This is a genomic window from Neisseria iguanae (assembly GCF_003013245.1).
Classification (GTDB): domain Bacteria; phylum Pseudomonadota; class Gammaproteobacteria; order Burkholderiales; family Neisseriaceae; genus Neisseria; species Neisseria iguanae.
Window position 1 is genome coordinate 1 of record NZ_PXYY01000041.1, and the last position, 19808, is coordinate 19808.

The 19808-nt window shown below is 49.1% G+C and carries 14 protein-coding genes and 2 pseudogenes; 7 read left to right on the plus strand and 9 right to left on the minus strand.

Annotated features, from left to right (window positions below; all coding sequences use genetic code 11):
- Positions 1–689 precede the first annotated feature (689 nt).
- From C7N83_RS07525 to mltG, 4 genes and pseudogenes are all read right to left on the minus strand, one after another.
- Positions 690–1970 carry a malic enzyme-like NAD(P)-binding protein gene (locus tag C7N83_RS07525; RefSeq protein ID WP_106741747.1) on the minus strand — a complete coding sequence of 427 codons (1281 nt, stop codon included), beginning with the start codon at positions 1968–1970 and terminating at the stop codon, positions 690–692.
- A gap of 264 nt (positions 1971–2234) precedes the next feature.
- The gene (gene tmk / locus C7N83_RS07530) at positions 2235–2855 is read right to left on the minus strand and encodes a dTMP kinase (RefSeq protein ID WP_106741749.1); all 621 of its coding nucleotides are present in this window, start codon (positions 2853–2855) and stop codon (positions 2235–2237) included.
- 74 nt (positions 2856–2929) lie between these two features.
- Positions 2930–3624, minus strand: a pseudogene (locus tag C7N83_RS07535) (IS1595 family transposase).
- A gap of 23 nt (positions 3625–3647) precedes the next feature.
- Positions 3648–4643 (minus strand): endolytic transglycosylase MltG, encoded by a 996-nt coding sequence (gene mltG, locus C7N83_RS07540; protein WP_106741766.1) that lies wholly within the window; start codon positions 4641–4643, stop codon positions 3648–3650.
- A 129-nt stretch (positions 4644–4772) separates the two neighbouring features.
- On the opposite strand from mltG, the gene ampD reads away from it, so the two are divergent.
- From ampD to galU, 4 genes are all read left to right on the plus strand, one after another.
- Positions 4773–5330 carry a 1,6-anhydro-N-acetylmuramyl-L-alanine amidase AmpD gene (gene ampD, locus C7N83_RS07545; RefSeq protein ID WP_106741750.1) on the plus strand — a complete coding sequence of 186 codons (558 nt, stop codon included), beginning with the start codon at positions 4773–4775 and terminating at the stop codon, positions 5328–5330.
- A 162-nt stretch (positions 5331–5492) separates the two neighbouring features.
- Positions 5493–6731, plus strand: coding sequence for a cell division protein ZipA C-terminal FtsZ-binding domain-containing protein (locus C7N83_RS07550; protein ID WP_106741752.1), 1239 nt, complete (start codon positions 5493–5495; stop codon positions 6729–6731).
- A gap of 192 nt (positions 6732–6923) precedes the next feature.
- Positions 6924–9404: an NAD-dependent DNA ligase LigA gene (gene ligA / locus C7N83_RS07555; protein ID WP_106741753.1), complete on the plus strand. Its 2481-nt coding sequence runs from the start codon at positions 6924–6926 to the stop codon at positions 9402–9404.
- Positions 9405–9477: 73 nt separating this feature from the next.
- Positions 9478–10344: a UTP--glucose-1-phosphate uridylyltransferase GalU gene (gene galU / locus C7N83_RS07560; RefSeq protein ID WP_106741755.1), complete on the plus strand. Its 867-nt coding sequence runs from the start codon at positions 9478–9480 to the stop codon at positions 10342–10344.
- Between the two features lie 1258 nt (positions 10345–11602).
- Here galU and C7N83_RS07565 read toward each other — a convergent pair.
- Entirely contained in the window at positions 11603–13060 is a 1458-nt protein-coding gene (locus C7N83_RS07565) for a TrkH family potassium uptake protein (RefSeq protein WP_106741756.1), read from the minus strand.
- A gap of 275 nt (positions 13061–13335) precedes the next feature.
- Between C7N83_RS07565 and C7N83_RS07570 the strand changes: the two genes are divergently transcribed.
- Both C7N83_RS07570 and ykgO read left to right on the plus strand, forming a co-directional pair.
- Positions 13336–13611 carry a type B 50S ribosomal protein L31 gene (locus tag C7N83_RS07570; RefSeq protein ID WP_106741758.1) on the plus strand — a complete coding sequence of 92 codons (276 nt, stop codon included), beginning with the start codon at positions 13336–13338 and terminating at the stop codon, positions 13609–13611.
- Positions 13611–13736 (plus strand): type B 50S ribosomal protein L36, encoded by a 126-nt coding sequence (ykgO, locus tag C7N83_RS07575; protein ID WP_002222621.1) that lies wholly within the window; start codon positions 13611–13613, stop codon positions 13734–13736. Before C7N83_RS07570 ends, ykgO begins: the two co-directional genes overlap by 1 nt.
- 186 nt (positions 13737–13922) lie before the next feature.
- On the opposite strand, the gene C7N83_RS07580 is transcribed toward ykgO, so the two are convergent.
- Both C7N83_RS07580 and ppsA read right to left on the minus strand, forming a co-directional pair.
- Positions 13923–14660 carry a toxin-antitoxin system YwqK family antitoxin gene (locus C7N83_RS07580; RefSeq protein WP_106741768.1) on the minus strand — a complete coding sequence of 246 codons (738 nt, stop codon included), beginning with the start codon at positions 14658–14660 and terminating at the stop codon, positions 13923–13925.
- 583 nt (positions 14661–15243) lie between these two features.
- Entirely contained in the window at positions 15244–17631 is a 2388-nt protein-coding gene (gene ppsA / locus C7N83_RS07585; protein WP_106741759.1) for a phosphoenolpyruvate synthase, read from the minus strand.
- A gap of 417 nt (positions 17632–18048) precedes the next feature.
- Here ppsA and ppsR point away from each other — a divergent pair, with 417 nt between their 5' ends.
- On the plus strand, positions 18049–18870 hold the full coding sequence (gene ppsR, locus C7N83_RS07590; RefSeq protein WP_106741761.1) for a posphoenolpyruvate synthetase regulatory kinase/phosphorylase PpsR: 822 nt from the start codon (positions 18049–18051) through the stop codon (positions 18868–18870).
- 270 nt (positions 18871–19140) lie between these two features.
- Here the strand turns inward: ppsR and C7N83_RS07600 are convergent, their stop codons facing one another.
- Both C7N83_RS07600 and C7N83_RS07605 read right to left on the minus strand, forming a co-directional pair.
- Positions 19141–19557 carry a hypothetical protein gene (locus C7N83_RS07600; protein ID WP_245911165.1) on the minus strand — a complete coding sequence of 139 codons (417 nt, stop codon included), beginning with the start codon at positions 19555–19557 and terminating at the stop codon, positions 19141–19143.
- A gap of 86 nt (positions 19558–19643) precedes the next feature.
- Positions 19644–19808, minus strand: a pseudogene (locus C7N83_RS07605) (IS1595 family transposase); the annotation flags it as partial.

A 19808-nucleotide genomic window follows, 5' to 3' on the forward strand; every position in this document is an offset into this window, starting at 1 on the left:
CAGCCTTGTCGCAGCCTGCAACGCAATCTTCCCTATCTTTTTACCTTCGAGGGTTACCCTGATTGGAACATCCCCATACCACTAATCTGCTTGACGGCAGGTTCGCGGATTTGAAACGGAAATTGGGGGTCAGCAGGGGATGAAGAAGGAGAATAAGACAAGGTTTATTAAGGATTGGTTTATTAAGGATTATTTCTCAATTAAATAGACGCAGAGCAGTAAATTTGTCCCTTACGTCCAGAATAAATACGGTCAGGCCGTCTGAAAGAATTGAGCTTTCAGACGGCCTTTTGATTTCATATTCAGATTTTGATCAGAATGTAGGGTGCTCCTCATGTCATCATGCGGCCTCTTTCCGGCATAAAACCCGTTTGCTGCGTCGGACATGCGTGCAAGGTATCCGACCTTGCCGAGCCGGCCGGTTTTACCGGCCGGCCGCAGCGTATCAAACCGTCCTCTTTGATTACCGACCAGCATACGCGCTTTTCTGCCTGAAAATCGGCGACGCAGGCAAAACGAGGACACACCCCAGAATAATGACTTTGTTTTATAAACCCACATCAAACGTTGTGCCTTATGTTCACGCAATACGCATATCATGTAGGGCATTGCCGGATGGCTTGCCGGCACTGGCACACACCCGGTCAAATTTTCTGCTCGGGCACCAACTGCCCAACCTGCTCAAAATCTTACAATTTCCATTCGCTCAATTTGGCTTGGTAAGCCGCCAAATCGGCAATCGGACGGGTCGCCACGCTGCTTTCCATTGCAGCTTTGGCAGTGGCAGCCGCTACACGCGGCAACAGGCGTGAGTCAAACGGGGTCGGAATCAGGTAATCCGCACCGAATTCAAATTTTTTACCGTAAGCTGCAACCACTTCTTCTGACACTTCTTCCATCGCCAAATCGGCCAATGCGTACACGCAGGCCAGCTTCATTTCTTCGTTGATGGTGGTCGCGCCGCAATCCAATGCGCCGCGGAAGATGAACGGGAAACACAATACGTTGTTGACTTGGTTCGGAAAGTCGGAACGGCCGGTACCGATTACCACGTCTGCGCGGGTTTCTTTGGCCAACGGCGGCATGATTTCAGGATTCGGGTTGGCCATGGCAAACACGATTGGTTTGTCGTTCATGGCCAACAGCATTTCAGGAGTCAGCACATTTGCACCCGACAAGCCCAAGAAAATATCTTTGCCTTTCACGGCATCGGCCAAATTGCGCGCGCCGTTGTCTTCTACTGCGTAGAATTTTTTAGACTCGTCCATGCGGTCTTTGTCTTCGCGGGTTTGGTAAATCACCCCTTTAGAGTCGCATACGGTGACATTTTCGCGTTTCAGGCCGAGTGCCAACAATTGGTTCAAACACGCAATCGCAGCAGCACCGGCGCCGGAACACGCCAAAGTGGCTTCGCTGATGTCGCGGCCGGTGTAGCGCAACGCATTCAATACGGCGGCGGCGGTAATGATGGCGGTGCCGTGTTGGTCGTCGTGGAATACCGGAATTTTGCAGCGTTTGCGCAATTCTCGTTCGATGTAGAAGCACTCAGGTGCTTTGATGTCTTCCAAGTTGATGCCGCCGAAAGTCGGCTCAAGCGCAGCGATGATGTCGACTAATTTTTGCGGGTCTTTTTCGTCGATTTCAATATCGAAGACATCCACACCGGCGAATTTTTTAAACAATACGCCCTTACCTTCCATCACAGGCTTACCGGCCAATGCGCCGATGCTGCCCAAACCTAAAACGGCCGTGCCGTTGGAAATGACGGCAACCAGATTGCCTTTGGCGGTGTATCGGTAAGCGGCTTGCGGGTCGGCTGCGATTTCCAAGCAAGGGAATGCGACACCCGGCGAATAGGCCAAAGCCAAATCTTCCGAAGTGCTCAGAGATTTTGTCGGGGTAACGGATACTTTGCCCGGGACGGGGAATTCGTGGAATTTCAGTGCTGCATCTTTCAATGTATTTTCCATTGTGCTGATCCTGTTGCAATAATTTATGCTGTGGAGAGTGAATGCCGTCTGAAAATCGGTCAGGCGGTAGTATACAAAAGCAAGTAAATATCTGTGCTTTCAAGCTGATGTAATCGGGCGTAATTTTAACATGCAACCCTGCCCGGGCATACCGTTAATTTGATTATTTTTGTCAACAATAGAAAAGTATTTGATACATCGCAAGAAAGGCTGTCTGAAAAACAAAAATCCAGCTTTTCAGACGGCCTTTCGTTTATTTTTGAATCAAAGCCGGAAATGACGGCTTAATGCCAACTCAATATCTTGCTTGACCGCTCCGCGCTCGCGGTTGCCGTCAATCACGGCGTAGCGGTTTGGCGCGGCGGCAGCGCGGTTAAGATATACATCACGCACGCGCACAAAAAAACCGGCCTGCTCTTGCTCAAAGCGGTCTTTATCACGCGTTTGGCTGATACGCGCCATCGAGACATCAAGCGGCACATCCAGCAACACAGTCAAATCCGGCCGCAAACCGCCCTGCACCCAGTTTTCCAATACTTCAATATCCCGCAACGGTACGCCACGGCCGCCGCCTTGATAGGCAAACGTGGCATCGGTGAAGCGGTCGGATACCACATGAAAGCCTTTTTCCAAAGCCGGTAAAATCACGGTTTCCAAATGCTGCTGGCGCGCGGCGAACATCAATAAAGTCTCCGCCCGCAGGCCGACTTGGGTTTGCGGATTGAGCAACAATTCGCGCAATGCTTCGCCCATTGCCGTACCGCCCGGCTCGCGTGTAAACACCACCGGCAATTGGTGATCATCAAACCATGCCTGCATCACAGCCAAATTGGTCGATTTTCCGGCACCATCTATGCCGTCGAGCGTAATGAATTGCGCGTTCATGCGGTTCCTTAAATGTGATAAACAGGCCGTCTGAAATTTTACAATAATATTGTATTTTCAGACGGCCTTCCTGCTTATTCCGATATTATGTTTGGGGCTGATGCAGATTGACCCCAAACACCACACCATTGCCGCAGCATTTCAAGCTGCCCGGACGGTGCGCCAAAGTCAAAGCGGAACCCGCATCCTTTCAAGGACAGCAGGAAAGGTTTACAGCCAACCCCATTGTATTTGCGCAAGACGCACTTCGCCCGGTTCCAACAATTTCCAATGCCGCCGATAGGGTTTTGACGGTCTGCAAAAGGCTGTGAACGGTTGATGCGCTGCCCGCATCAAGCACGTCACAGCCCCTGTCACTACCGGTATAAACAATGCCGTCAGGTGTTGTTTGCTGTTTGATAACCGGAAATAAGGCATCCTTCCCGCTATCCCCCGCAACGGCGGTACCAACCTTTCCCTGCCGCTTTAAGATGCCGGATACCGCCGCTTTCCCTGCTGCCGCACGTCCGCGTTTGCCCTTACGCCGACCGCCGAAACAACCTCCGTCCGGCCCGGTGGGGCCTCTGAAAACCCTGCCGGCTTCCTGCGCCAAATGACAGGCTGTCACCCGGCTGGTTTTGCGGTAGGACAACATAGCCCAACCGGGCTGGATACCCAAAATATCAGCGGCTGCACGGGCGGTGGCTTCCGGTACGAAAAACCAGAAAAGTTTTCTTTGGGTATTCTTTGTTAATTTGCAATGGTTATCTTCATTTTTGCAGTCTGACATGACTGCTAGTCTACTTCAGCCTCTTATTTTTTCAAAATATATTTACGCACCGCAGCGTTGTGTTCATCTAAATTATGGCTGAATTGGCTCAAGCCCGTACCATCCATTCGGGACACGAAATACAGGTATTTTTCAGTCGAAGGATGCGCAGCGGCTTCCAGAGCAGCTTTGCCCGGCAAAGCAATCGGCGTCGGGGTCAGACCGGCGCGGGTGTAGGTATTGTAAGGAGTATCTCGACGCAAATCGGCTTTGCGGATTTTGCCCTGATAAGCCGAACCCATGCCGTAAATCACGGTCGGGTCGGTTTGCAGGCGCATGCCGATGGCCAACCGGTTTTTGAATACGGACGACACATGCGCACGATCGGACGGATGGCCGGTTTCCTTTTCGATGATGCTGGCCATAATCAGCAATTCATAAGGGGTTTTATACGGCAAGCCGCTTTGACGCTCGTCCCATGCGGCACCGAGTTCTCTCTGCATGGTTTTATAGGCCAAGCGGTAAACCTGAATGTCGCTGCTGTCGGCATCGATTTCATAACTATCCGGAAAGAACCGGCCTTCCGGGTTCCGATTCGGGACATCGGGCGCGATTTCAACCATCAGCTTTTCATCGCTCCAGCTGGCGGTATCATGCCGAATGCTTTCGGTTTCGTTGATGATTTTTCGCATGGTGGCAAAACGCATGCCTTCGACGATTTTCACGCTCACGGTATCCGGGCGGCCGCTGCGCAATTTTTGCAACACATCCCACGCCGATGTTTTGGCCGGCATGCGGTAACTGCCTGCTTTTAATTGATTATGCATGCCTGTTACATAAGCGGCCAACATCAATGCATGACGGTTGTAAATTATCCCGTCATCGGCAAGCTTGCGGCTTACCGACGAAATACCCTGATTTTTGGCCACTTTGACGCGATACGTTTTGCCGTTGTCTTTCGGCACAAACAACAATGCCGCCACCGCCGCAATCACAGCCAGCAAAAACACCAGCAGCCATTTCAACAATTTATTCAACATGGTAGGATGTGTCATCAAGTTTAATCGGGCGACAGTATAACCGAATGCGCTGTCTTTGCCGAAGATTTACACTTAACCTAATAACGCTGCATTATCAAATAAAAATATTGTCATAAGGCCGTCTGAAACATGAATTCCGCATCTTCTTGGCAACAAGGCCGCTGGTCGGCTGCCTACCAAGTCCATTCACCCAATTTTGAAGCCCGACCTGCCGGTGAGAAAATCTCACTGGTGGTGCTGCACAATATTTCCCTACCACCGTTTGAATATGGCAACGGTGCAGTGGAAAAATTGTTTACCAACCGAATCCGGCCGGAAGAACACCCGTTTTTCAGCGTGATCCACACCTTACGCGTATCCAGCCATTTTTTCATCACGCGCGAAGGCGAAGCCGTACAATTCGTTTCGTGCGACGACATGGCTTACCACGCCGGCATTTCTTCGTTTGGAGGGCGGGAAAAATGTAATCTGTTTTCCATCGGCATCGAATTGGAAGGCTGCGATTTTGAACCGTTTACCGAAACGCAATATCAAACGCTGCAACATTTATTAAGTGCATTACAAGCGCGATATCCCATCGAAGCCGTCACCGGCCATCAGGATGTCGCGCCTGGCCGCAAAACCGATCCCGGTCATTTTTTTGACTGGCCGCGCTTAGTCGAAGCGGGTTTTCCGGTCAAACGTTGATTTTTTCAGACGGCCTGAAGCAAAGTTGCCGACGGTTTTATGCTTAATGCTGTCAGAACAGGTAAATTTCGTTATAATCCGAACACTACCGTGATGTTGCGATTGCAGTTCGAATCCGGCATTGCGCCACTCCAGAAATTCCTTTCCCCAAGAGTGCCCACCATGATTATTATCGTTTTAGGTTTGGCCATTATTTTGGCCGTAATTGCCTACAATATGTATCAAGAAAACCAATACCGCAAACAAGTCCGGGAGCAGTTCGGCCATTCTGACAAAGACGCACTTTTGGCGAGCAAAACCAGCCATGTCCGTGACGGCAGAGAATCTGGCAGCCGGGGTTTTCTGTTGAAAAAACCAAACAAAGCCGAAGAAGCTGCTTTGCGCAACCTGCATGAGCAAGACGAAATTTACGCCGCTAAAGCCAAATTGGCGAAACCTTCCCCCATCAAAACCGACATCGAATTGGCAATGGAAGACGATTTCACCGAAGAACAGGTACAGCACACCATTATCGGTTTGAACAATGAAATCAGGACATCAAGCACTCATACGGCAGCACACCGCGGCAATCTGGTGAGCTTGGACGAGCTTTCCCAAGTCGAGCTGCCCTGGTTCGACCCGCGCTTTGATTATATGGCCTACATCGCCTTGAACGAAGCACAGGAATTGCATGCCTTGCCGCGCCTGTCCAACCGCCACCGCTTCCAAATCATCGGCTGCACCATGGACGACCGCTTCCAAGCAGCCGAACCGATTCCGGGCGTGTACTACCAAGGTTTCGTGATGGGCTTGCAAGCCGTCAGCCGCAACGGTTTGGCTACGCCGGAAGAATTGGAGCAATTCAACCAGCAAGTCGGCGCATTCGCCCAACTGATTGGCGGCCAAGTACGTTACACCGACCGTCCTGCCTTCAGCGAAGTGGCGCAAGCACTTGATAGCTTCTGCGAACGCGTCGACCAAACCATCGCCATCCATCTGGTATCTCGTTCCAGCATCAGCGGCTTGGAATTGCGTTCGGCAGTAGAAAGGGTCGGTTTCAATCTGGCGGAAGACGGTACATTCCAATACCTCGATGAAAGCGGCAATCCGATGTTTGTTTTGGCTTCGCTCGACAATTCACCGTTTACCGGCGCATTGCTGAATAACCAAGCCTACCGCGGCTTCAGCATGTTGTTTGACATTCCGCACATTCCGGCCGGCGAAAAAACTTTCGACCTGTTTATGGACTTGGCGGTGAAACTGTCCGGCCAATTGAGTTTGGATTTGGTTAACGACAAAATGGAAGAAGTCTCTACCCCTTGGCTGAAAGACGTGCGCAATTATGTGCTGGCGCGCCAAGAAGAAATGCTGAAAGTAGGCATCAAACCGGGCAGCAAACAATCGCTGCGCTTGTTCTCATAAACATAAAAAGAGTGGAAAGTTTGACAGCGTTGCCCCTTCTTTCAATAACTTTTCACCATCAGCCATCATAAAAAAGCGGATACATGCACAGCGTATCCGCTTTTTTCAGGTAGAATTACCATATCTTTTGTTATGCTCTTTCCAGACGGCCTAATAATCATCCATGAGAGACCGTCCGAAACACACCATACCATGAATCAAACCGAACAAAAAATTAAAGACCTCACCGCCCTACTCAACCGTTACGCCTACGAATATTACACGCTTGATGCGCCCAACGTTCCCGATGCCGAATATGACCGCCTGTTTCGCGAACTCGAAGCCTTGGAAACAGCGCAGCCCGAATACAAACAGCCCGACAGCCCAACCCAGCGTATCGGCGGCGCGGCGTTGGAAGGTTTTACCAGCGTGCGCCATACCGTGCCGATGTTGTCGCTGAACAATGCTTTTTCGCCGCAAAACGAAGAAGGCGTATTCGACCACGCGGAAATGTATGCGTTTGACGAACGTGTGCGCGGAGGCTTAAACGGCGCACAAGCAGAATACGTCATCGAACCGAAATTCGACGGTTTGGCCATCAGCCTGCTGTATCGCGACGGCATGCTGGTGCAGGCAGCCACCCGCGGCGACGGCGCGACAGGCGAAGATGTCACGCAAAACGTCAAAACTATCGCTAATATTCCTTTACGTTTGCATGGCGATAATGTGCCGCAACTGATTGAAGTACGCGGCGAAGTGTTGATGCTCAAAGCCGATTTTACCGCACTCAACCAACGTCAGGCCGATCAAAACCAAAAAACCTTTGCCAATCCGCGCAATGCCGCTGCCGGCAGCTTGCGCCAACTCAATTCAAAAATCACAGCCCGACGCAAACTGCATTTCTTCGCTTACAGCATTGCACAACAAGAAGGCGGTTTCGTGTCGGAACAGCACATTCAAGAGCTGGCTTATTTGAGCGACCTCGGCTTCAGCCTGCCTAACGGCCAATTCGGCTGCTTCCCTAATATCGGCGAAGTATTGGGCTTTTACGAACAAATGCAGCAAAAACGCCCTTCCCTGCCGTATGAAATCGACGGCATGGTTGTTAAAGTAAACAGCTTGGCGCAACAGAAAACGCTGGGCTTCATCTCGCGCGCGCCGCGCTGGGCAATTGCGCACAAATTTCCGGCCGAAGAAGCCTTAACGGTGGTGGAAGCAATTGATGTCCAGGTCGGCCGTACCGGGGCAGTCACCCCGGTAGCGCGTTTACAGCCGGTGTTTGTCGGCGGTGTCACCGTGACCAATGCCACCTTGCACAACGAAGGCGAAACACAGCGCAAAGATGTGCGCATCGGCGACACTGTTATCGTGCGCCGCGCCGGGGACGTGATTCCCGAGGTGGCACGTGTGGTGTTCGACCGACGCCCGATGCAAACACCTGAAACCATTGACGAAACAAATACCTCTTTTTTAGACGGCCTTCAAGAAGATTTGTTTGCCCTGCCGTCTGAAAAGCATCAAACTACCAGCCAACCGCTTTATCCGCAATACCGCCTGCCCGAGCATTGCCCGATTTGCGGCAGCGACATCGAACGGGAAGAAGGCGGAGCCGTGGCACGTTGCAGCGGCGGGATGCTGTGTCGGGCACAGCGGGTACAAGGTCTGATTCATTTCGCTTCACGCAAAGCCATGGACATCGACGGCTTGGGACAACGCCAAATCGAACAATTGGTGGCGCAGGAGCTGGTGAGGCATTTTGCCGATTTATACCGCTTGGACATTACCACCTTGCAAAAAATGAAAGAAAATACCGACCAAGCCGAAACGCAATCCGGCGTAGAAGCCATGCCGTCTGAAAACACTCCGGTGCTTTCAGACGGCCTCACAAACGGTAAAAAACCTTTGCCGACCAAATGGGCACAAAACATTCTAGACGGCATTGAAGCGAGCAAACAGCCTGATTTGGCACGTTTCCTGTTCGCTCTCGGCATTCGCCATGTCGGCGAGCGCACAGCCAAATCGCTGGCACAGGCCTTCGGTAACTTGGAAAATATCCGCCATGCACCCGAGCCCGTTTTGGCCTGTCTGCCCGACATTGGCAGCGTGGTGGCGCATTCGATTGCCCACTTTTTCGCGCAAGCGGAGCAGCAAAACATGATTGACGAATTACTGGCCGTCGGCGTTGCGCCGCAAGAACAACCCGTTACCCTGCCGCTGGCGCAATATGTTACGCCCGAACGCTGGATCAGCCGTCTGCCCGATTTTAAAATCAGTGAAAAAAAAGCTGCCGCCCTGTGGGATTTGGCCGGGAAAAGTGTGGAAGGTTTAACCCGCGACAAAGCCCTGCCCGCAGATTGGCAACAATGGCGCAGTATTGAGGCCAATTTGTCGCTTTTAACGACCATGCAGCAATTTTTGGCACACATGCCGTCTGAAACCGGAACAATAGCCGAATCCCATGCAAGCAGCCTGTTTGGCAAAACTTTCGTCTTAACCGGCACTCTGCCAACCTTAAAACGTGATGAAGCACAAGCCATGATTGAAGCTGCCGGCGGTAAAGTTTCCGGCAGCGTATCAAAAAAAACCGATTTCGTCGTCGCGGGGGAGGCTCCCGGTAGCAAGCTGGAAAAAGCCAATGCTTTAGATGTGGCCGTTTTGAATGAGGCCGCCCTATTGGCACTGTTAAATTCATAAAGAAGAAAATAAATTTTTTAAATTTTAAGTTCAAATACCTAAATCTTATACTCAATCATCTCAAGGAGAGACTATGAAATCAATTCGAAAAGCCGTTTTCCCCGTTGCCGGCATGGGCACACGTTTTCTGCCAGCTACTAAAGCCAGTCCGAAAGAAATGCTACCAATCGTTGATAAACCTTTGATTCAATATGCAGTTGAAGAAGCCGTTGCCGCAGGCTGTACCGAAATGGTGTTTGTCACCGGCCGCAACAAACGCAGTATTGAAGACCATTTTGACAAAGCCTACGAGCTGGAAACCGAATTGGAGCAGCGCAACAAAGAAAATTTGTTGGCGCACGTTAAAGACATTCTACCACCGGGAATCACTTGCCTTTATATCCGCCAAGCTGAAGCTTTGGGATTGGGTCATGCCGTGTTATGTGCTCGCGCTGCTGTCGGCGATGAACCGTTTGCCGTGATTTTAGCTGACGACTTAATCGATGCACCACAAGGTGCATTGAAACAAATGGTCGACATTTACAACCAAAGCGGCAACAGCGTATTGGGCGTAGAAACCGTTGACCCGTCCCAAACCGGCTCATACGGCATTGTCGAAGTCGAACAGCTGAAAAACTTCCAGCGCATCACCAATATTGTGGAAAAACCAAAACCAGAAGAAGCCCCTTCCAACTTAGCTGTGGTCGGCCGCTATATTCTCACCACACGCATTTTTGATTTACTGACCGACCTGCCTCGCGGCGCAGGCAACGAAATCCAACTCACCGATGCCATCGCCCGTTTGCTCGATCACGAATTCGTGCTAGCACACGCTTTCGAAGGCAAACGCTACGACTGCGGCAGCAAATTAGGTTATTTAGAAGCCACTTTAGCCTATGGCTTGAAACACCCTGAAACCGCAAAAGAATTTGCCGAATTATTGAAACAATACGTCAAATAATCTGATTTAAAAACAACAAGCCGTCTGAAAATGATTTTTTAGACGGCCTATTTTGTAAATTTAGGCCTGTTGCCCGTTTGAAACGGTAAAAACTGCCGGAAACTCTATCATACAGGCCTTTTGGCGGTTTTTACCAACATTTATAAAAAGTGCCCTTTTTGCCACAGGCAAAGATATAAATGTCCCCTGTGTAACACGTATCTCCCCACCTCAAAACCCGCATCCCCCGGGCTGCCCGCATACGGATACACCCACGGCAGGCAGACCTGTCCGCAACCGGCGCAGCGCCACCACCGCAACGGGAAAACCATCCGCCGTAAAACCAAACAGGCCCTTTCAAAGCCCATTCAATCGGAAAAGACTGCCGCCAATACCATCCTTCGGCCGCGGATTCGGTGTCATGGCATTTCTGAACCGGCTATTGCCGTTTGACTTAAAAATGAGTACAAGTTTTTACCATGCCGTCTGAAACCTGAAATCCGTCATTCCCGCGCAGGCGGGAATCCGGAACGTTGGTTTTCAGTAATTTTTTACAAGTTCCCGTCCAGACAGAACCGGATTCCCGCCTGCGCGGGAGTGAGGGCATTTGGATATTTCTGTGCCCGTTATTTAGTAAGACAGCTATAAACGGTAAGACAGTCTGTCTCCAATTGGCAGGACATGAAACCATTGCACTGCATCCGGCAGGATGAGGGGCTGTTAAAGAAAAAGGGATGGGTATACAGGGCATTAGCGCAGACGGGTTTGGCGGTCTGAACAGCCTGTCCCCCGGTATTCCGTTCCAACCCAGCCCGTTTCACCGGTAAGGCATCATCCGGGGATACCCGGCCCGCCATCCGGAATCTGCAGCAGCCAAAGCATTAAAGGCATTGGCAGACGGTATGTTTAATCCAACCCAAACCGGATTTCAGACGGCCTTGGCAGCGTAGTATGAAACGTATGAAAGCTATCCGAAGGACCGCGGTTTTGATGAGGCCGGTAAGGGGTTGCGGTACACCCGTAAGCAGCGGCAAGCGCGTATCACAGCCTGAAAGGTAACCTGAATTTTTTATTTGCATTTGAACGGGACAGGGAACCGGGGGGGGGCCGGATACGGCCAATATGTCAGGTGGAGCTGGACTGGAGACCCAAACCCGATGCTGCCCGGGTTTGGTAAAAGAAGGTGGGATTATCTTGATTAAGGGATATTTTAGTTGTCAGGGATGGTATTTGGGATGAGAAACCATCCCTAATGTCCAATAAGCCCTTATTTCAATACTTATTTCTTCCAATACGCCGGTGTAAACAGAATCAACACCGTAAAAATTTCCAAACGCCCCAACAGCATCACCACGGTGCATAACCATTTCTGCACATCATTCAAACTGGCGTAATTATGTGCCGGCCCTACCTCACCCAAACCCGGTCCGGCATTGGTAATGCAGGCAATGACCGCGGTAAAGGCAGAAACAAAATCCAAGCCGGTTACCATCATTAAGAAACTGAACAAGACCACGGTCATAAAATACACAAAAATAAACGACATCACCGTCAAAGCCATGCGCTCGGAAATACTGCGGTTGTTTACTTTTACCGTACGCACGGCACGCGGATGCAGCAAAATCATCATTTCCCGCAAGCTGAATTTAAACAGCACCAAGCCGCGCACATTTTTAATGCCGCCACCCATCGAACCGGAACATGCTAAAACATTGGATAAGAAAAACATCCATAGTGAAATCAGCAAAGGCCATTTGGCAAAATCTGTATTAGCAAAACCGCTGGCCAAACCAATCGCCACAAAATTAAAGCTGACAAAACGGAATGCGTCCGTCAAAGACGGATAAAATTCTTTCTGCCACAAATACAGGCTGGCAACAATGATGCTGCACGTCATCGTCATCAGCAACACGCGGCATTCTTCGTCTTTCCAATATACCTTGAGCGAACGCCCACCCAATGCGGCGAAGTGGCTGGCGAAATTAATACCGCCAAATAATGTGAAAAATATAATCGTCCATTCGATTTTCACCGAATTGAAATAGGCAATGCTGTCGTCGTGTGTGGAAAATCCGCCCAAAGCCACCGAAGACATGGCATGGCAAAGTGCGTCAAACCAGCTCATACCGGCCCAATGCAGCGAAAAAAACGCCGCCACCGTGGTTAAAATATATGCGCCCCACAGTTTTTTAGCTACCTGAGAAATACGCGGCGCCATCTTGCTTTCTTTGTCCAAACCCGGAATTTCGGCTTTAAAAAGCTGTGTCCCCCCGACCCCCAGCATCGGTAAAATCGCCACCGCCAACACGATAATCCCCATGCCGCCCAGCCAGTTGAGCATGTGCCGCCAAAAATTGACCGACGGTGCCAAGGTATCCAAACTGTTGATGACTGTTGCACCGGTGGTGGTCAAACCCGACATCGCCTCAAAAAAAGCATCGGTAAAACTCATGTGCGGCACATACAGATAAATTGGCACCGCAGCCACCACGGCAAACGCCAGCCACAGCATAATTACCAAAGTAAAACCATCACGCGGACGCAACTCACGATTGTATCGCAGCGTCAGCAGCCAAATTGTGCAGGAAGAAAACGTCGTCACCAACGCAGTGCGGGCAAACGCCGGAAACGCACTGTCGAGAAAAAAATACGACATCAGCGTCGGCACCATCAGCAACAGCGAAAACAACACACCGAGCTTAGACAGCACGTGGATAATCGGTATGACTTTATACATATCAATCTTTTAAACGCAAGCCGTCTGAACACGGCTGCCGAAACAGTTCAAAATTTCAGACGGCCTTTACGTTTACAAGGTCGTCTGAGAGCGTATTTTAACAAATTCTCTGCATATGGATACGGATATTTCCATTTCAAGCCGCCTGAAATGAGAATAAATCTCAAAATAAAACAGCCAATTACATCCGAAACAGAATTTTTCCCTGTCACAAACTTGTCTTTTATCAAAATCAGTATATAATGTTATATTATAACATTTATTAGGAAACATTTATGAAACCCGACATTCATCCGGATAATTACCGCACCGTTTTATTCTACGACAGCGGTGCCGACGAAGGCTGGCTCATCCGATCGTGCACCAATACCCACGGTAAAACCATGGTTTGGAAAGACGGCAACGAGTACCCTTTGTTTTCATTGGATACTTCATCCGCTTCCCACCCTGTTTACACCGGCAAACAACGCAACATAACCACCGAAGGCCGCGCCAGCAAATTCCACCACCGTTTCCAATCCATGATGGTTTCTTTGAGAAAGGATAAATAATGCAGGTTCTGTCTTCTCTAAAAACGGCAAAACAACGCCACCGCGATTGCCAAATCGTGCGCCGTAAAGGCAAGGTATACGTGATTTGCAAAAGCAATCCCCGTTTTAAAGCGCGTCAGCGTTAAACCTTTTTTGTGGTGATTGTTTATGTAACTCTTTATGGCTATTGAAATTTCAGCCATATTCCATCACCTTGGTACGGCATTTTTTGACATGGCATTTTCCTTGGCAAATGATTATAGAAAGTCATTTACATAATATTAAAGGCCGTCTGGAACTTTCAGACGGCCTTCTCAAAATACGATATTGCTTTATTCAATTTCAAACCCATCCTGATCCCACAAGGTTTTCTTCACCAATTGGTCATTTTGGTACACGGATTCTGACTTTTTCGAACCATCTTCATACCAATCCAAAACAATGCCGTTGCGCTGCCCGTTTTTAAACGACATTTCAGTCAGCAACCGGCCTTCTTCATCCCATACCAGCATTTCTACCGGTTTATCGTCGACCATCAACATTTCCATTTTCGGGCTGCCGTCGGCATACCATTGCTTCCAATAGCCGTTGGCTTTATCGTTTTTAAACTGGATTTCGCTCTCTTTATTGCCGTTACGGTAATAGCGCGCACCGATGCCGTTGCTCAAACCGTCTGAATAAGGCATTACCGCCGATTTTTTGCCATTCGGATACCAGTTGGTCCATTCACCATTAAGCTTGCCGTTGCGGTAGCTGCCGACCATTTTTTTCTGACCGTTGAAATGCCACAAGGTCAGTGTGCCATTGTCTAAAACCGGCACAAACACCTTAATCTGGCTGGTTTGCACCTGGTATGGCTCAGAATATTTCTTCATCGACGGATAATAAAAATCCTGAACCTGCGCCAAGCCAGCATTGACTTGATACTGTCGCACGTAAGCCGCAGACGACATGGTCGCTGTAATCTTGCCTTGCTGATTGAAATATACAGAATGAGTTTGCGCCCAAGCTGCAGCCGACACTGCAGTCATCGCTACCGACACCAAACCTATTGTCAAAAATCGGTTCATTTTCATCATCCATAAAGAAAGCCTGCGACCATTGAACAAGCCTTCATTTTATTTACATGCTTGACTACCTCAAAATGCTCAAAAATCAAGAACCATTTTTAATTTAACCATTATAAAATATAAAATAGCGTATCTGTATTTGTTAAATACAATATTTTTATATCCTTGATTGAGGTAATTATATGAAATGCTTCAGTAACTTATTTTTATAATAATGAAATAGTTGCATCATGACCTGATATATTTCCCCTTTTTACGTAAGGCTTCAAAGCCGTCCGAAAATAGTTTGACTCCGGCCTTGATGTTCAGGCAGTCAGAGACCTTTGCAAAAGTCCAGATTTGAGTACCGTTCAAAGCATTAGTTCACAGAACGCGGAGAAATATCATGAAAAGGCCAAGCATTTGAGAAGTGCGGCACGCAGAAATATACCAAAAATGAGATTTTGAAAGATCTCAGCCTACACCTGTGTCATACTCAATCAAACCAACAAGTCCACAGCAAAACGAAATTCCGTCAGCAAAACAAAACCGCCCTGCTTTCGCAGGGCAGTTAATGGATCCGGGCTTGTCTTTTCAGACTACCTTATTTGTTCAGCTCGTTAGCCAGATACAGCCAAGTTTCGATAACGGTATCCGGATTCAAAGACACGCTTTCGATGCCTTCTTCAACCAGCCATTTCGCAAAGTCAGGATGGTCTGACGGACCTTGACCACAAATACCGACATATTTGTTTTGCTTGCGGCAGGCAGAAATGGCCAAGTGCAGCATCACTTTTACGGCCGGGTTGCGTTCGTCGAAAGTCGCGGCAATCGGGCCGCCGCTGTCGCGGTCGACACCCAGAGTCAACTGGGTCATGTCGTTGGAACCGATTGAGAAGCCGTCGAAGTATTGCAGAAATTGTTCGGCCAACAAAGCATTGCTTGGCACTTCGCACATCATGATTAAACGCAGACCGTTTTTACCACGCTCCAAGCCGTTTTCTTTCAGGGCTTTAATCACGGCTTCGGCTTCGCTCAAGGTGCGCACAAACGGAATCATGATTTCAACGTTGGTCAAACCCATTTCGTCGCGAACGCGTTTCAGTGCTTTACACTCCAGCGCGAAACATTCGGCGAAATCTTCCGACACATAGCGCGCAGCGCCACGGAAGCCTAACATTGGATTTTCTTCATGTGGTTCATATTTTTCGCCACCGACCAAACCGGCATATTCGTTGGATTTGAAGTCGGACATACGCACGATAGCTTTGCGTGGGTAAACCGAAGCAGCCAATGTTGCCACACCTTCAGCGATTTTATCGACATAGAAATCTACCGGAGAAGCGTAACCGGCAATGCGGCGGCTGATTTCGGCTTTCAATTCGTTGTCTTGGCTGTCGAATTCCAACAAAGCTTTCGGATGGATACCGATTTGGCGGTTGATGATGAATTCCATACGCGCTAAGCCAATCCCTTCGCTCGGCAAGCCGGAGAAGCTGAACGCCAATTCAGGGTTGCCGACGTTCATCATCACTTTCACCGGTGCTTTCGGCATATTATCCAAAGCCACATCGGTCACATTCACATCCAGCAGACCGGCGTAAATCAAACCGGTGTCGCCTTCAGCACAAGATACGGTTACTTCTTGGCCTTCCTGCAGCAATTCGGTGGCATTGCCACAACCCACTACCGCAGGAATACCCAATTCACGCGCAATAATCGCCGCGTGGCAGGTGCGGCCGCCACGGTTGGTCACAATCGCAGACGCGCGTTTCATTACCGGCTCCCAATCAGGGTCGGTCATGTCGGTAACCAATACGTCACCGGTTTCTACACTTTCCATTTGGGACGAATCTTTGACCAAGCGCACTTTACCTTGGCCTACTTTCTGGCCAATCGCGCGGCCTTCAGCCAATACTTGTTTGTCACCGTTAATGGTGTAACGACGCAGGCTGCGGGTGCTGTCTTCTTGAGATTTAACGGTTTCCGGACGGGCTTGCAGGATATACAGTTTGCCGTCGATACCGTCACGCCCCCATTCGATGTCCATCGGGCGGCCGTAGTGTTTCTCAATGGTCAATGCGTAATGCGCCAACTCGGTTACTTCTTCATCGGTAATCGAGAAGCGGTTACGGTCTTCTTCCGACACGTCAATATTGGCCACAGATTTACCGGCTTCGGCTTTATCGGTAAAAATCATCTTGATTTGCTTAGAACCCATGGTCTTACGCAAAATCGCCGGTTTTCCTTGCTTCAAAGTTGGTTTGAATACATAGAATTCGTCAGGGTTTACCGCACCTTGCACGACGTTTTCACCCAAACCGTAAGATGAAGTCACGAACACCACCTGGCCGTAACCCGATTCAGTATCAATACTGAACATGACGCCTGAAGAGCCGCTGTCTGAGCGCACCATGCGTTGCACACCGGCAGACAAGGCCACGATGTCGTGTTCAAAGCCTTTGTGTACGCGGTAAGAAATGGCACGGTCGTTGTAAAGCGAAGCAAATACATGGTGCATGGCTTCTTTAATATTTTCCAAGCCATTGATATTCAGGAAAGTTTCTTGCTGACCGGCAAATGAAGCATCCGGCAGGTCTTCTGCAGTTGCAGATGAACGGACGGCCACAGAGATATCGGGCGTACCGGCGTCCGCAACCATTTTGTTCCAAGCTTCTTCAATTTCGGCATTGAGCTGCTCAGGAAACGGCGTATCCAGAATCCATTGGCGGATTTCTTTGCCCACACGCGCCAATTCGGTCACATCTTCAACATCCAGCTTGGCCAATGCAGCAGAGATACGGTCACTCAAGCCTTCGTGTGCCAAGAAAGCACGGTATGCGTCGGCTGTGGTTGCGAAACCGCCCGGCACACGTACGCCTTTCTCAGTCAGCTGACTGATCATTTCGCCTAAAGAAGCATTTTTACCACCTACGCTTTCGACGTCGGTCATGCGTAAATTTTCAAACCAAATTACGTAGTTTGCTGCCATTTTTCATCCAGTTCGTATGATGTTAAAAAAGAAATGAATCTACTTATTCATTCTAAGACATCCGAACTGTTCCTGTCATGTATTTTATGCTTTGAAAACAGCTCAGGCCGTCTGAAAAATTGCGGGCTTTAGCGATGTAGTAAAATGAAATCGATATAGCATCAAGGTCTTAAACGGCTTACACCCTTGTAAAATATAGGGTTTAAAATAAATTAATGAAATAAAGACGCCTCTATTAATCATTTAAATTAGCATAAAATTTTAAAAAAATTGATTTTACTTATAAAAAATTGGTATTTTGACTTTATTTAATTTTGTTGTAATTCTTTGTAACTTGAAACGATCTGCTTTATCGCCGCTGCTTCTCTTGCTATTATCCAAACTGTATTTCCTGCATTTCGTGATAGAGAGAAACATATGTCCAAACCCCGCCACATCTTTTATATTTCCGACCGCACCGGCCTGACTGCCGAAAACATCGGTGAAGCGCTGCTCAACCAATTCGGCAATCTGGAATTCAAACGATACACCTACCCTTTTATCAATACTGTTGAAAAAGCGCAAGAAATGATCGCCAAAGTCAACGCCAATGCCGAAGCCAACAGCGAACGCCCGATTGCATTTGTCAGCGTGGTCGACGACGAAATCCGCAACATGATTAAAACCGCCAATGCCTACCAGATCAATTTCTTTGAAACCTTCTTGGGCGAATTGGAAAAAGAACTAAATGCCGAAGCGACCTTGGCCTCACAAGGCCACCACAGTATCGGCAATACCCAACGCTATGATGCACGTATGGAAGCAGTCAACTTCTCACTCAATCATGATGACGGCGTCAGCGATAAAAACCTGCAGGAAGCCGACGTGATTTTGATGGGCGTATCCCGTTCAGGCAAAACGCCGACCTGTCTGTATCTTGCCTTGCAATACGGCATCCGCGCCGCCAACTATCCACTGATTCCCGATGATTTGGAATCGACCGATCTGCCGCGCATGGTGAAACCTTACAAAAACAAATTGTTCGGCCTTACCATCCAACCGGAACGCCTGCAGGCCATCCGCCAGGAACGCCGCCCGAATTCGACCTACGCGCAAATCAACACCTGCCGCAGCGAAGTGGCTGATGCTCAAGCCATATTCAAACGCCACGGAATTCCTTACACCAACACGACTGATAAATCGGTAGAGGAATTGGCGGTATATATCTTGCAAGCCTGCCGATTGAAACGCCGTTTCTAGGTGTCCTCATTTCATCATGCGGCATATTTTCGGTATAAAACACACCTACTGCGTTGAAAATGCGCGCGAGGTGCCCAGCCTTGCTGCGCCGGCAGGTTTTACCGGCGCAGCGTGTAAAACCGTTCTCTTTGAGTATCGCTTTGCATACGCGTTTTTCTGCTCAAAAATGTGCGCCGCCGACGAAATGGGGACACAACTTAGTTTGTATGCCGCAAAAGGCCGTCTGAAACATAATGTTCAGACGGCCTTTTTTTATGCAAAACCATTCATCTATTTTTTAACTAAAAAATAAAGCCCGCTCAACGTCAGCAAAATCCCCAAAACTTTCCGCCATGAAAGTTGCTCGCCAAACAGCCAAATTGCCAACGGCATCAGCAGCAAAGCCGCCATACCGTTCACTGCTACGCCTGACCATTGCGCCGAACCGCCCGACTGGTAAGCCAACAGAAACCCCAACTCAATCAGCAAAATGCCACCGGCCACCAACCAAACACGCCAATTCGTCGCGAATTTGGCAGCATCATTAAACGACACTTTACCGAACAAAGGCATCAGCAGCAAACACAACACCAGCGCTGCGGCATAATACAACGCCAACACCTTCATTGGATTGGCTGCCAAATCGTGCAGGGATTTTTGTCCGGTGTGGTACAACACATTGCCTAAAGCAGCAACGAGTAAAAACATCAGAAATTTCATGGTACTATTAAAACTTAAAAAATCAAAATAATATTCAGGCCGTCTGAAAGTAATAATTTAGGGGCTGACATAGATTAACTCCAAACACCACACCATTGCCGCAGCATTTCAAGCTGCCCGGACGGTGTGCCGAAGTCAAAGCGGAACCCGCATTCTTTCAGGAACAGCAGGCAAGATTTACGGCCAACCCCATTGTATTTGCGCAAGACGCACTTCGCCCGGTTCCAACAATTTCCAAT

Coding starts and splice junctions, on each gene's coding strand:
- C7N83_RS07525 (WP_106741747.1), bottom strand. CDS start 1,970: ATGGAAAATACATTGAAAGATGCAGCACTGAAATTCCACGAATTCCCC.
- tmk (WP_106741749.1), bottom strand. CDS start 2,855: ATGAACGCGCAATTCATTACGCTCGACGGCATAGATGGTGCCGGAAAA.
- mltG (WP_106741766.1), bottom strand. CDS start 4,643: ATGTTGAATAAATTGTTGAAATGGCTGCTGGTGTTTTTGCTGGCTGTG.
- ampD (WP_106741750.1), top strand. CDS start 4,773: ATGAATTCCGCATCTTCTTGGCAACAAGGCCGCTGGTCGGCTGCCTAC.
- C7N83_RS07550 (WP_106741752.1), top strand. CDS start 5,493: ATGATTATTATCGTTTTAGGTTTGGCCATTATTTTGGCCGTAATTGCC.
- ligA (WP_106741753.1), top strand. CDS start 6,924: ATGAATCAAACCGAACAAAAAATTAAAGACCTCACCGCCCTACTCAAC.
- galU (WP_106741755.1), top strand. CDS start 9,478: ATGAAATCAATTCGAAAAGCCGTTTTCCCCGTTGCCGGCATGGGCACA.
- C7N83_RS07565 (WP_106741756.1), bottom strand. CDS start 13,060: ATGTATAAAGTCATACCGATTATCCACGTGCTGTCTAAGCTCGGTGTG.
- C7N83_RS07570 (WP_106741758.1), top strand. CDS start 13,336: ATGAAACCCGACATTCATCCGGATAATTACCGCACCGTTTTATTCTAC.
- ykgO (WP_002222621.1), top strand. CDS start 13,611: ATGCAGGTTCTGTCTTCTCTAAAAACGGCAAAACAACGCCACCGCGAT.
- C7N83_RS07580 (WP_106741768.1), bottom strand. CDS start 14,660: ATGAACCGATTTTTGACAATAGGTTTGGTGTCGGTAGCGATGACTGCA.
- ppsA (WP_106741759.1), bottom strand. CDS start 17,631: ATGGCAGCAAACTACGTAATTTGGTTTGAAAATTTACGCATGACCGAC.
- ppsR (WP_106741761.1), top strand. CDS start 18,049: ATGTCCAAACCCCGCCACATCTTTTATATTTCCGACCGCACCGGCCTG.
- C7N83_RS07600 (WP_245911165.1), bottom strand. CDS start 19,557: ATGTTTTTACTCGTTGCTGCTTTAGGCAATGTGTTGTACCACACCGGA.